Genomic DNA, 13,575 nt, shown 5'->3' on the forward strand with positions numbered 1-13,575 from the left:
CATATCCAGCAATATATAAGTTACCTTTTGAACATTGTATAATTTATTATGCATGCATAATAATAATGGTTCAATACCTTAAATTGTATTGATTAAACCTCCGCACAACATGAAAATTGGCATAACAGGCACAGGAAGTCACATCCCTTCCGTAATTACCAAAAACGAAGATTTTTTAAATCATAAGTTCATGGAAATCGATGGGTCTTCCTTTGAACAACAGAACAATGTGATCATTGAAAAATTTGAAGCTATTACGGGCATTGCCAACCGAAGGTATGCCAAACCGGACCTTAAAACATCGGACATTGGTTTTTTGGCTGCCGAAGAGGCCATTGCAAGTTCCGGAGTGGATAAGGAGGAACTAGATTACATCATTTTTGCACATAACTTTGGCGATCTTACACCTGGAAAAATACAAGGGGATACGCTACCGAGCCTCGCCACCCGTGTTAAACATCTATTACGAATACAAAATCCTAAATGCGTTGCGTACGATCTTATCTTCGGTTGCCCCGGCTGGATAGAAGGTATGATTCAAGCTACTGCTTTTATCAAAAGTGGTATGGCCAAAAAGTGTTTGGTCATCGGAGCGGAAACACTATCCAGGGTTGTTGACCAACACGACCGCGACAGCATGATTTTTTCCGATGGAGCGGGTGCCGCAATACTTGAGGCCAATGCCCCGAATGGAGAGATATTATCCCACGCGTCGGTAACCTATGCCAATGAAGAGGCTTACTATCTTTATTTTGATAAATCGAACAGTCCTCTGGAGTCCAAAGACACACGATACATAAAAATGCAGGGAAGAAAAATATACGAGTTTGCCTGCATCAACGTTCCCAAGGCCATGGCTTCTTGCCTAGATGATAGCGGAGTTAATATCGAGGACGTTAAAAAGATCTTCATCCACCAAGCCAATGAAAAAATGGACGAGGCCATTATAAAAAGGTTCTACAAAATCTACGGAAAAACCGTACCCGAACATGTGATGCCGATGAGCATACACGATTTGGGAAACAGTTCGGTCGCTACGGTGCCCACACTTTATGATATGGTTCTTAAAGGAAAACTATCAGAACATGAAGTAAAAAAGGGAGACGTTGTTATATTTGCAAGTGTTGGTGCAGGAATGAACATCAACGCCATTGTATATCGATATTAAATGTACGAAAACAACTTTCCCAACAAACGCTACAAACATACATTGGCGTTCTTACAAAAACACATTGATACCTCAGAGACCATTTTGGATTTAGGGGTTGAAAATCCCTTTTCAGAAATAATGAAATCCAATGGGTACAGTGTCGCGAACACTGCCGGAGAAGATTTGGATATCGATTTTGAACGTGTTGCACAGTCGGATGCCGATGTGGTAACCGCCTTCGAAATCTTTGAGCATTTAATAGCTCCATTTAATGTCCTAAAAGAAATAAAAGCGGATAAATTGGTCGCAAGCATACCCATGCGATTGTGGTTTGCACCTGCCTACCGCAGTAAAACTGACCCATGGGACAGGCACTATCACGAATTTGAGGATTGGCAGTTTGACTGGCTCTTGGAAAAAGCCGGATGGACCATAAAAGATTCCTCCAAGTGGACAAATCCCACCAAAAAAATAGGCCTTCGCCCTATTCTTCGATATTTTACAAATCGGTACTATATCGTATATGCGGAAAGAACAAAAAACTAATTTGGGATAAGTCCCGGGATTTTTGGACTTTTAACCAATGCGCATCAGTATTGTTATTCCAGCTCACAATGAGGCAATTTTTTTACAAGATTGTCTAGATTCCTTTGTGGGTCAGACCTACTTGCCCAATGAAGTGATTATTGTGGATGACAATTCTTCCGACGATACATTTAAGATTGCAAAAGAATACGCCAAAAAATACGACTGGATAGAAGTGGTCCAGCGTAACTCTACCGATGAACATATTCCGGGCAAAAAAGTTGTGGACACCTTCAATTTTGGGTTGCAACAAACGTCAGATTTTGACCTCATTGGAAAGTTTGATGCGGACATTATTCTGCCCGAAAATTATTTTGAACTCATCGTAAATCAATTTCAGGCCAATTGGAAACTCGGAATGTGCTCTGGACTTCTCTACATCAAAAAAAGTGATGCGTGGGTATATGAAAAGATTGCGGACCAAAATCATATCCGGGGACCAATCAAACTATATCATAAAGCCTGTTTTAACAAAATCGGCGGTCTCCGACCGGGAGTGGGTTGGGACACTGTGGATACACTTCTGGCCAAATACCACGATTTTGATACATTGACGATTCCTGAACTCAAGGTAAAACATCTTCGCCCGACGGGACACGGGTACAGCACCAGAAACTATCAATCCAAGGGTGTAGCAATGTATAAAATGGGTTATGGACTCGTACTCACTAAAATTGCGACATTAAAAATGGCTTGGCAGGCCAAAAGTCCGAGCCTATACTTCCAAGCTATATTTGGCTATCTTCAGGCTTTCTTCCAACAGCAACCCAAATACGTTTCCAAAAAAGAGGGAAAATTTATAAGGAGCTATCGTTGGAAGGGAATCCCATCCAAACTATACTCTAATCAAACTCCAAAACCTCCCCAATAGGCCGGCCCGTAGTTCCACTCGGGAACGCAATACCAAGCAACGCTGCTATAGTAGGTGCGATATCGGGAATCTCCGTACGGGTTACGGTGCTTCCCTGTTTAATGCCCTTACCATACAGCAATAACGGCACATGGGTATCGTAGATTTGAGGCGAACCGTGTGTGGAGCCTGTTTTACCGTAAGAAATATAACCTACACTTGGCACCAACAATACGTCACCGGAACGCTTTTGATTGTACCCGTTCTGCAAAATGTATGGCACACCTTCGGTATATTCGTTTTTCCACATTTGACTGGCCGTATATACCTGGCCAATACCTTCATAAGTCAATAATTCCCGGGCAATTTCTTCTTGGGCATCATCCAGGTCGATATCCAAATTGGTCAATATTTTATGGTCTAAAAACAATTGATAGTTGGAAAGATCTCTGACCACATCGGTAGTTCCATATTTGTATTGAAGAAACTCTGCAAACTTTGTTTTCATACCGTTCATATCCAAATAACCGGCAGGAATCTTGGAATCCATCAAATAGGAAGGAACATCAATGGCGGCATGGTCCGCTGTAAGGAACACAGTATACTCGCCTTCTCCCACCTTCTCATCCAAAGTAGAGAAAATACGGGCCAAATCTTGATCTAATCTTATGTAAGTATCTTCAATCTCCTTAGAGTTCACCCCAAAAAAGTGACCTACATAATCCGTACTGGAAAAACTAATGGCCAAGAAATCAGTGATGGTATCTGCTCCAAGATCTTCGCCTTCCAAAGCGGCCAAGGCAAAGTCAGCTGTAATGCTATTTCCATAAGGGCTTCTTCTTATCAAATCGAACTGGCCGTTTTGATCCCAGATTGCTGGAAGGTCATGAGGAAAAGTATTGCTGGTCTCCCCTTCTTGCAACCCTTCATAATTATTGGCATCCAAACCACTTTCAACATATGTTTCAATAGGCTTTAATGTATTCCATGGCTTTTTGTACGACTCTACGATATCCGAACTATTAAAGTCCACTACCCATTGGGGCAATTCATCCATGTAATAAGTGCTTGTAATCCAGTTGCCATCTTGTCCGCCCTCGAACCAGTATGCTGCATTTGCTGCATGCCCCGCTGGAAGAATGGCTCCCCTATCTTTTAAAGCCACGCCAATTACTTTCCCCCTTTTTTGGGTATGTAAGCGCAATTCGTCTGTGATGGTAGTGGTGAGCATACGGTGTGGAGACATTTTTCCGGCATCCGATGTTGTACCTACTGAAGCATAACTATCATCTCCTGCACAATACACATCTTCGCCGGATTCCTTATCGAACCAATCGTTTCCGATGATACCGTGCGTTGCTGGGGTTGTTCCCGTATACACCGAGGTATGGCCCGGCCCTGTGCTGGTGGGCGCATAGTTAAAGTGGTTGTTTTTACAATTGAACCCTTCGTTTACCAATCGCTTAAAGCCCCCTTCTCCGTACTGATTCCAAAAACGTGTGAGATAATCGTATCGCATCTGGTCTACCACAATGCCCACGACCAATTTAGGGGTTTGGGCTATTGGTGCTGGCGATTGTACTTCTGCATCGTTCTTTTTTCTTCGTTGACCATAAGATATACTGATCATGCACAATGCTAAAATGGAAACTATAAGGTTGGTTGTTCTCATGTTATAGGTTTAATCTAATTAGGGCAAAACTATTCATTTATCCCGTTTTAAAATTTAAATGAAGGTTAAAAGCTGCACAATATTCTTATTTTTATCATCTCAAGTCCAAAAAACGCATGAAATACCTAGAAGCGATTGGAAAATACTTCATCATGATTTGGGAAGTATTTAAAAAGCCTACCAAGTGGCGCATAATGAAAACCTTGATTCTCAAGGAAGTTGATGAATTGGTCTTTGGGGCCATGGGCATCATCATATTCATATCCTTTTTTATTGGGGGAGTTGTCACCATACAGACCGCCCTTAACCTGACCAATCCGCTTTTGCCCAAAAGTCTTATCGGGTTTGCGGCAAGACAATCCGTAATACTGGAATTTGCACCGACATTCACCTCTATAATAATGGCAGGAAAGGTAGGATCTTACATTACCTCCAGTATTGGCACTATGCGTGTTACAGAACAAATAGATGCCCTTGAGGTTATGGGGATAAACTCCTTGAACTATCTTGTGTTCCCAAAGATCGTGGCCATTATGTTATACCCCTTCGCCGTGGCAATTTCCATGTTCGTAGGCATTTTAGGAGGTTGGGTCGCAGCTGTATTTGGCGGTTTTGCACCTAGCGGGGATTTTATACAGGGACTTCAGATGGATTTTAATTCCTACCACGTAACCTATGCACTGATCAAGTCCGTGGTCTTTGCTTTTGTAATCGCCACGGTGCCATCCTTTCATGGCTTCTACATGACAGGCGGAGCTTTAGAGGTGGGCAAGGCCAGCACCACATCTTTTGTTTGGACAAGTGTTGTGATTATTATCGTGAACTATATTTTAACACAATTATTGTTGGGCTAATGATAGAGGTTGATAACATACATAAATCCTTTGGCGAAAATCATGTACTTAAAGGAATTTCGACAATATTCGAAAAAGGGAAGACCAATCTTGTAATTGGGCAAAGCGGTTCAGGGAAAACGGTCTTCTTAAAATGTCTATTGGGACTATTTGAACCCGATGAAGGAAACATTTGCTACAATGGCCAAATCTATTCCGAGCTTTCGACAAAACAAAAAAGAAATCTAAGGCAAGAAATGGGGATGGTTTTTCAGGGCAGCGCCCTTTTTGATTCCATGACCGTTGAGGGAAATGTAATGTTTCCTTTGGATATGTTCACCAAACAGTCGCAATCGGAAAAGCAAGATCGTGTGGATTTTGTGTTGAAGCGAGTCAACTTGGTGGATGCTCACAAACAATTTCCTGCCGAAATATCCGGTGGTATGCAGAAACGAGTCGCCATTGCAAGGGCCATTGTTATGAACCCAAAATATCTGTTCTGCGATGAACCCAACTCTGGGCTTGACCCAAAAACTGCCATCCTAATCGACAACCTGATTCACGAAATCACTCAGGAATACGATATTACCACCATTATCAACACACACGATATGAACTCGGTAATGGAAATCGGGGAAAAAATAATCTTTCTAAAAAACGGACTCAAAGAATGGGAGGGTACCAATAAGGAAATCTTCAAGACCGATAACCAAGCGGTTACCGACTTTGTGTACTCCTCCGAATTGTTCAAAAAGGTTCGGCAAATGTATATCGAAGAAAGAAACTGACGCTATTCAACTTCCTTGATCACCAAGGTGGAATCCTGAAGCCTCAATTTTAACCATGCCAACATTTTTTTGGTATCGGCTTCCTTTTGGCTAGAGCTCAATCCGCTTTTCCAATTTACCTCAAAAACGGGAACGGTATCCAGCTTTTTAAAATCGGTACGTATTTGGTAAGAGAAACCTAGGGCATCAATATTCTCATAATTGGCTTTAGCTTCTGCACTTATACTCTGAAAAGGAACCCTCCTACCTACATTCCTGGTTAGAATGGCCAATTCTTCTTCGAGCAGTCTGATTTGCTCATCCTTATTCAACAGCTCGGCCTTGTTCTTCTCATAAAGTTCGCTTACATAATTGAACTTTTCTTCTGAATCATCCCTTCCTCCTTGAATAATATGGAGTTCGGCGTCCTTGAGCCTATTGTACTCATTCTTCTGTGTTCTCCATGTATTGATGATATTCTCTGGAACCAATTCATCGCCCATAAAAACCACTTCTATCATTGAGGTCCCATCATCCACATATTCCAATTTGGTAAGATTGTCCACATATCTTCCAGCTCCATCAAACTGATATACCTCTACCGTACCTTTCAAAAACTCTTGTGCCTGTTTCATAAAAAGTGACTCCTGAAATACATTGTAAAAAGTAAATCCAGCCGGAATCATCACCAAAATTCCTGTAATGGAAGCCAAACGGGCAATCAACCTCCTTCGTTGGGAATTGGCGTATCGCACCATGGGAAATCTCAGGAACTTGATGACCAAGAAGGTTGCCAGACCTATAAAAATGGTATTGATAATGAACAGGTACATGGCCCCTGCAGCATACCACGGTTTTCCAATGGCCAAACCAAAACCCACTGTACAAAGGGGCGGCATCAAAGCAGTTGCAATGGCCACACCAAAAATAACACTGGCAATGGTTCCTTTTTTTGCCCGAGCGATCACCAGTGCGAGCCCACCAAAAAAGGCAATCAGTACGTCCCGAATATCTGGTTTGGTACGTGCCAACAATTCTGAAGATTCATCGCGCAATGGAAAAAAGTAGAAGAATAGGAATGCCGTTATCACACTCAACACCACCATTACAGTGAAATTCTTGAGCGATCTTCGCAACGTATCGATATCATTTATGGCCAACGACATGCCCATTCCCAAAATGGGACCCATTAAGGGAGAGATAAGCATGGCACCGATAACCACTGCCGTAGAGTTTGCGTTCAAGCCAATGGATGCAATAAAAATGGAGCACACCAAAATCCATGTGGTATGGTTCTTAAATGGAATATCCGCAATGATGGATTCCTTGGTGGCCGCGGCATCAGTATTGGAACGGATTTCCAACAAATCAGAAAGGAACTTGCGCACGCTGCCCAAAAGCCCTTTAAAATCCTTTTTTACCTCATCCCCACTATCTTGATTGGGCGCTGTGGTCTCTGCATCCTTTTTTTGTTCTTCGGTCATATGCTATGCAAACTGATCCCCAAATTTTTCCTTTACTTGGGTCAATACTTTTTTAATATCCTGTTGTTTCTCCTTCGGATAAATAAGGAGCACTTCTTCTTTATCTACAATGATGTAATCCTCCAAACCATCAACCACAACTACTTTTCCTTTTGGGGCGCGAATCATATTGCCTTTTGCATCCTCCAATAACACCTGGGCATTCACCACTGCATTGCTCGCATCGTCTTTCTCCAATTTATCGTAAAGAGCGCCCCAAGTACCTAAATCGTTCCAATCAAAAGTTGCCGGGAGGGTATAAATTGAGTTGGATTGTTCCAAGATAGCATAATCAATGGATATGTTTTCCGCCTTGGCGTAGTTTTCTTGGATAAAGGCTCTTTCTTCGCCCGTATTATAACAGGAAATACCTCCTCCAAATAGCTCATATTGACCAGGCTGGTATTTTTTGAAAGCTTCCACTATCGTTTCCACGCTCCAAATAAAAATACCCGCATTCCATAAAAAGTTGCCTTGCGCCAAAAATTCCTTTGCGGTTTCATAATCCGGTTTTTCCCTGAATTGGGACACCTTTTTAAATTGCGCGTCACTCCCTTTTTCAAATTCGATGTAACCGAATCCTGTATTGGGAAAAGTTGGCTGAATCCCTAAAGTGCAAAGTGCATTTTCTTCTTCACATTTATTGAAACAAGCGGTCACATCTTTTTCAAAGGCAGCCTCATCCTCAATCCAATGATCACTCGGAGCTACTATCATTACCGCATTGGGATTCATTTTCTGAATCTTTAGTGATGCATACAAAATACAAGGTGCCGTATTCCTCATCGCGGGTTCCAGAACCACTTGGTCCTGTTTTACCATAGGCAATTGTTCCAACACTAAGTCGTTATACTGCTCATTGGTCAGAATCAGAATATTTTCAGTGGGAACAAACTTATTCAGACGATCAAATGTTTTTTGAATCAGGGTTTTGCCCGTCCCCAGCATATCGTGGAACTGTTTAGGGTTGGAAGATGTACTTACAGGCCAAAATCTAGAACCAACTCCTCCCGCCATTAAAATTGCGTAATAATTCTTGTTCATTTTGCTGTTCTTCTAATTAAAATGCTGGTTACCTTGGCACATCTTGAACCAACTCAACCTCCGCGTTTGGCTGGAACAAATATACTCTGCCAGTTGATAACTCTACACATTCGTACCGTTTTACTTTCTTGTTTCCTTTTTTATACAATTTACTATTATACAACCTAAAAACACTCCCCGTGGGCAATTCGTATACATAACTCAGTTGTCGCTCTTCCTCATCAAAAGCTTTAAGCGCAATGGACAACCTAGCGTCGGTGCTACTACTGGCTTTTGGGTTTTTAAAATGATTTGCAATTATGGGCAACAGTTGCGTTGGAAACACCTCTGGCCGAATAAATGGAACCATTAAGTGCTGAAAGGTACGCTTCCATTCCACTCCGTGCGGTTTTATTCGACGACCATACGTTTCAAAGGCCACCAAATGCGCTATTTCGTGGACGAGTGTAATCAGGAACCGGTATTTGTTGAGCGATGCATTCACGGTTATCAAATGCAATCCGTTCGGCAATCTTCGATAATCGCCATGGCGAGTAACACGATGGTTCACAATTTTTAAATGCACACCATGCGTTTTGATGAGTTCAAAACAAGGAGCAACTGCAAGCTCTGGAAGATATTTTTGTAGGGTATCGTTCACTGGGATAAAGTTACAAGTTTATCCAGAGAATATTTAATGATAAAGCCTAGGGCGTACTATTGCTTACCTGTAACATTTTTCCATTGTACAGTTTATGCCCTGTCAATGCGAAATCCTTGATATAGGTCGCCATTTCCGCGGCGGTTACGGGAGCTTTGTACCCTGGAAAGGCTTCTTCGAGCATCTCGGTCTGTACGGCACCTAGGGCCAATACATTAAAACTCGGTCCTGTTTCCTTGTACTCTTCCGCCAAGAGTTCGGTCAACGTAATCACAGCACCTTTGCTTGAACTATACGCAGAGAGTCCTGGAAACTTTAGGCTGCCCTGCACGCCTCCCATGGAACTCACGGTCACCACATGTCCTTCTTGACCCATCAAGGGGAGTACGGTCTTTGTTATTTCAGCTACTCCGAACACGTTTACTTTGTAAACGCTCTCAAATTCTTCAGCTGTGGTTTCCGAAAATGGTTTGCCCAAAAACCGACCTGCATTATTAATAAGGACATCCACTACATGCCATTGGTTCAAAAATTCATTTAGTTTTTCAAAATCAGCAGGATTGCCCAAATCAAAGGGTAACGTTTGCACATTGGGTAAATTCAGGCTTTGCACAGGCTCACTATTTCGTGACAATGCCAAAACCTGATGTCCTTCCCTTGCAAAAAGTTTCACCAATTCAAATCCTATTCCCCTACTTGTGCCTGTAATAATAATGTTTGCCATAATATATTTCAGATTTCTTACTCCCGATAGCCATTGGGCAGTTCGAAACAATATGCTACTCTTTTAATTTGATTTCTTTTGATGGAGCATTAGCGATACCTTCAATAACTGGAATTGTTTTGTTTACCAATGTGGCCATATGACCAAAATCCATTAAACTGTTCTCGTCACCGACCTTATGATAATGATTAAAGTTGGTAAAGTCAAACGTACAGAACGTATGGGACGGCACTCCAAACTCCTCATGGAACGGATAATTGTCCGACCTCTGATACAGGTTAAATTCCTTGGCCGTTGGTAAAAACCCTACCAAGTTTTCCTTAGCGTACCTATTGCTTACCTCGGCCAAGTTGGACATATCGTACCCCGTGATGTATACAAAATAGTCCTTCCCCTGCAAAGGAACACCCGTCATTTCAAAATTGAGCATGGTGTACAGATTCAAATCCTGCTCTTTTAATTTTTGGGCCAGGTGCTTGGAACCCAACAAACCCTTCTCCTCAGCACTGAACAAAGCAAAAATAAGAGTGCGCTTGTTTGTTTTGTTTGTTCCAAAATAGCGTGCCATTTCCAAAACAGAAGTGGTACCCGATGCATTATCGTTTGCCCCATTGGCAATATAATCTCCGTTTTCCGGCTTAATGATGCCAATATGGTCGTAATGGGCACCTATCAAAATATATTCATCCTTTAAATTAGGGTCGTTGCCCTCCACAACACCCACAATATTGTAAGCAGGTTTTTTAAAATTTGAAAGTGTGTCACGATACGTTTCAAAATAGGGTTTGAGGTGATAGGACTTAAAATAATTCTCAATATATGTCGCAGCAATTTCAATTCCCTCGTCTCCAGCCTCCCTTCCCTTAAGGTCGTCGCTCGCTAAATAATTCATTATTTCGCCGACGCGCTCAGCATTGGTAAAAGTCCCACTTGACTTTTTAATTTCTGGTGATACATTTGTTGTTTGAACAACCTTTGCAGAACCACAACTTACTATAAACAGTGCCGTGAAAACATATGACAGTATTCTCATTTTTGTTCTTTTTTGATTTTTTTAAAGATAAAAAAAGCATCCCAAAAAAAGGATGCTTTTAAATATATGTATTATTGAATGTGCTTGTGTCGACAAATCTAGGCCAACATAGTCACCGGGTTCTCCAAGTACGCCCTCAAGGTCTGTAAGAACTGAGCGCCAGTAGCTCCATCAACAGTTCTGTGGTCACAGGCCAAAGTTACCTTCATGGTACTTCCAGCTACAATCTCGCCATTTTTAACCACAGGTTTATCAACGATTGCTCCTACTGATAAAATAGCCGAGTTAGGCTGATTTATAATGGAAGTAAACTCTTGAATACCGAACATTCCCAAGTTGGAAACCGTAAAGGTACTTCCCTCCATTTCGTCCGGCTTGATTTTCTTGTTTCTTGCTCTTCCGGCCAAATCTTTTACTGCAGTACCCAATTGGGTCAAACTCATCTGATCTGCAAATTTAACTACAGGAACCACAAGACCCTCATCTACGGCAACGGCAACACCCATGTGAATGTGATGTTTATAGATCATGGAATCACCGTTCCACGACGTATTTACCTGCGGATGCTTTTTAAGGGCCATGGCACATGCTTTCAAAACCATATCGTTGAAGGACACTTTGGCATCCGGCAAACTATTTATTTGTGCACGGGACGCCTTGGCATTGTCCATATCCACCTCAATGGTCAGGTAATAATGTGGTGCAGAGAATTTGGATTCTCCCAAACGCTTGGCAATCACCTTGCGCATTGTAGAGTTTTTCACTTCTTCCACGCTTTCTTCGCCAACTGGAAGTGCAACCGGTGCTACTGCAGGTGCTGCTTCGGTTTTTTCTGCAGTAGGAGCTGCTTGTGATGATGGCTTAAAGTTCTCTATATCCTTTTTAACAATTCTTCCGTTATCGCCAGTTCCTTTTACATCTGCCAAATTGATACCTTTTTCATCGGCAATCTTTTTGGCCAATGGAGAAGCAAATATGCGCTGACCGTCTTGGGTCGCCGGTGCGGTTTCTTCTTTTTTAGAAGATTCTTCTGCATTAGCGGCATCATCTTTAGGCGCTTCTTTCTTAGCAGCACTCTTCTTAGATGAACCACCTGATGATTGTGCGTTCAAAACGGCATCTACATCGGTTCCCTCTGGGCCGATTATGGCCAATAGGGAATCCACAGGAGCACCTTCGCCTTCTTGAATACCGATATGCAACAAAGTTCCCGAGTAGAACGATTCAAATTCCATAGTGGCCTTATCCGTCTCGATCTCGGCCAATATATCTCCTTCTTCCACTTTGTCCCCAACATTCTTTAACCAGCTGGCGACCGTTCCTTCCTCCATGGTATCACTCAATCGGGGCATGGTCACGATTTCCACTCCTTCGGGAATATCTGCTGGCTCACTAGTTTCAGTTTCTGATGCAGTATCTTCTTCTGGTTCTGATGAACTTTCCTCTTTTGGAGCTTCCGATGAGCTTCCCGAGCCGTTCAATAGACCGGAAATGTCCTCACCTTCTTCACCGATTATGGCCAAAAGTGAATCAACCGGAGCACCATCACCTTCCTCGATTCCAATATGGAGCAAAGTTCCCTCATGGAAAGATTCGAATTCCATGGTGGCTTTGTCCGTTTCGATTTCGGCCAATATATCTCCTTCTTCTACCTTGTCCCCTACTTTCTTGAGCCATTTTGCCACGGTTCCTTCTTCCATGGTATCGCTCAATCTAGGCATGTTGATTACTTCTGCCATCTAATTATAATTTATGTTGTAAAAATGGATAGTCTTCTTGCTCGTAAACGGTGTCGTACAATTGCTCTTTTGGTGGGAAATCTGATTCCTCGGCAAATTTCTCGCACTCTTTTACCAAGTCCTTCACCTTTTTATCGATTTTCTTAAGGTCGTCCTCGGATGCATATCCTTTCTCAAGGATCACATCTTTGACCTGAGTGATCGGATCTATCTTTTTATACTCTTCAACTTCTTCTTTTGTTCTGTAATGCTGTGCATCCGACATGGAATGTCCACGGTATCTGTACGTCTTCATCTCCAAGAAAGTTGGTCCTCCCCCTGTACGGGCACGCTCGATCGCTTTGTCCATTTCCTTTGCAACTATGGCTGGATCCATTCCGTCAACAGGGCTACAAGGCATTTCATAACCAAGACCCAATTTCCAGATTTCTGTGGAATGCGAAGTACGTGCCACAGAGGTTCCCATAGCATATCCGTTGTTCTCACAAATGAAAACTACCGGTAATTGCCACAACATAGCCAAATTGAAGGCCTCGTGCAGCGAACCTTGTCTTACGGCACCATCACCCATATAACAAAGGGTAACAGAGTCTCTTTTAAAGTACTTGTCGGCAAATGCCAACCCGGCACCTAAAGGAATTTGCCCCCCTACGATTCCGTGTCCACCATAAAAACGGTGTTCTTTGGAGAAAATGTGCATGGAACCCCCCATACCTTTCGAGGTTCCGGTAGCCTTACCGTAAAGCTCGGCCATAACTCTTCTGGGATCAACTCCCATGCCGATCGGCTGAACGTGGTTTCGATAAGCGGTGATCATCCTGTCCTTTTCAAGGTCCATGGCGTGCAAAGCACCTGCAAGCACCGCTTCTTGACCATTGTATAGGTGCAAGAAACCCCTAACTTTTTGTTGAATATATACGGCGGCCAGTTTATCCTCGAACTTTCTCCAGAAATACATGTCCTCGTACCATTTAAGGTAAACTTCTTTGGTGATTTTTTTCATCTACTGTTGTAT

At 42.5% G+C, this 13,575-nt stretch carries 13 protein-coding genes; 5 read left to right on the plus strand and 8 right to left on the minus strand.

Annotation, left to right across the window (positions count from 1 at the left end):
• The first annotated feature begins 109 nt into the window (after nt 1–109).
• From J0656_RS14400 to J0656_RS14410, 3 genes are read left to right on the plus strand one after another with little or no spacing between them, the layout of a single operon-like run.
• Nucleotides 110–1,168 carry a 3-oxoacyl-ACP synthase III family protein gene (locus J0656_RS14400; protein WP_207035084.1) on the plus strand — a complete coding sequence of 353 codons (1,059 nt, stop codon included), beginning with the start codon at nt 110–112 and terminating at the stop codon, nt 1,166–1,168.
• Entirely contained in the window at nt 1,169–1,696 is a 528-nt protein-coding gene (locus J0656_RS14405) for a class I SAM-dependent methyltransferase (protein WP_207035086.1), read from the plus strand.
• A gap of 37 nt (nt 1,697–1,733) precedes the next feature.
• Nucleotides 1,734–2,606 carry a glycosyltransferase family 2 protein gene (locus J0656_RS14410; protein WP_207035089.1) on the plus strand — a complete coding sequence of 291 codons (873 nt, stop codon included), beginning with the start codon at nt 1,734–1,736 and terminating at the stop codon, nt 2,604–2,606.
• On the opposite strand, the gene pafA is transcribed toward J0656_RS14410, so the two are convergent.
• Nucleotides 2,578–4,257: an alkaline phosphatase PafA gene (gene pafA, locus J0656_RS14415; protein WP_207035090.1), complete on the minus strand. Its 1,680-nt coding sequence runs from the start codon at nt 4,255–4,257 to the stop codon at nt 2,578–2,580. The two genes, J0656_RS14410 and pafA, sit on opposite strands and share 29 nt — an antisense overlap.
• Before the next feature lie 116 nt (nt 4,258–4,373).
• Between pafA and J0656_RS14420 the strand changes: the two genes are divergently transcribed.
• Entirely contained in the window at nt 4,374–5,111 is a 738-nt protein-coding gene (locus tag J0656_RS14420; RefSeq protein WP_207035093.1) for an MlaE family ABC transporter permease, read from the plus strand.
• Nucleotides 5,111–5,878, plus strand: coding sequence for an ABC transporter ATP-binding protein (locus tag J0656_RS14425; RefSeq protein WP_207035095.1), 768 nt, complete (start codon nt 5,111–5,113; stop codon nt 5,876–5,878). Before J0656_RS14420 ends, J0656_RS14425 begins: the two co-directional genes overlap by 1 nt.
• A 2-nt stretch (nt 5,879–5,880) precedes the next feature.
• Here the strand turns inward: J0656_RS14425 and J0656_RS14430 are convergent, their stop codons facing one another.
• From J0656_RS14430 to pdhA, 7 genes are all read right to left on the minus strand, one after another.
• On the minus strand, nt 5,881–7,341 hold the full coding sequence (locus tag J0656_RS14430) for a DUF389 domain-containing protein (RefSeq protein ID WP_207035097.1): 1,461 nt from the start codon (nt 7,339–7,341) through the stop codon (nt 5,881–5,883).
• A gap of 3 nt (nt 7,342–7,344) precedes the next feature.
• Nucleotides 7,345–8,424, minus strand: a complete 1,080-nt coding sequence (locus tag J0656_RS14435; protein ID WP_207035099.1) for a mannose-1-phosphate guanylyltransferase — start codon at nt 8,422–8,424, stop codon at nt 7,345–7,347.
• Nucleotides 8,425–8,452: 28 nt separating this feature from the next.
• Complete coding sequence (locus J0656_RS14440; RefSeq protein ID WP_207035101.1) at nt 8,453–9,064, minus strand: SprT-like domain-containing protein; 612 nt, start codon at nt 9,062–9,064, stop codon at nt 8,453–8,455.
• A gap of 46 nt (nt 9,065–9,110) precedes the next feature.
• Entirely contained in the window at nt 9,111–9,788 is a 678-nt protein-coding gene (locus J0656_RS14445) for an SDR family NAD(P)-dependent oxidoreductase (protein ID WP_207035103.1), read from the minus strand.
• A 55-nt stretch (nt 9,789–9,843) separates the two neighbouring features.
• Nucleotides 9,844–10,821, minus strand: a complete 978-nt coding sequence (locus J0656_RS14450) for a M28 family metallopeptidase (RefSeq protein WP_207035105.1) — start codon at nt 10,819–10,821, stop codon at nt 9,844–9,846.
• Nucleotides 10,822–10,919: 98 nt separating this feature from the next.
• Nucleotides 10,920–12,560, minus strand: coding sequence for a pyruvate dehydrogenase complex dihydrolipoamide acetyltransferase (locus J0656_RS14455; RefSeq protein ID WP_207035107.1), 1,641 nt, complete (start codon nt 12,558–12,560; stop codon nt 10,920–10,922).
• Between the two features lie 4 nt (nt 12,561–12,564).
• Nucleotides 12,565–13,563, minus strand: a complete 999-nt coding sequence (pdhA, locus tag J0656_RS14460; RefSeq protein WP_207035110.1) for a pyruvate dehydrogenase (acetyl-transferring) E1 component subunit alpha — start codon at nt 13,561–13,563, stop codon at nt 12,565–12,567.
• Nucleotides 13,564–13,575: the final 12 nt, after the last annotated feature.

The organism is Flagellimonas aurea (assembly GCF_017313785.1).
GTDB lineage: Bacteria > Bacteroidota > Bacteroidia > Flavobacteriales > Flavobacteriaceae > Flagellimonas > Flagellimonas aurea.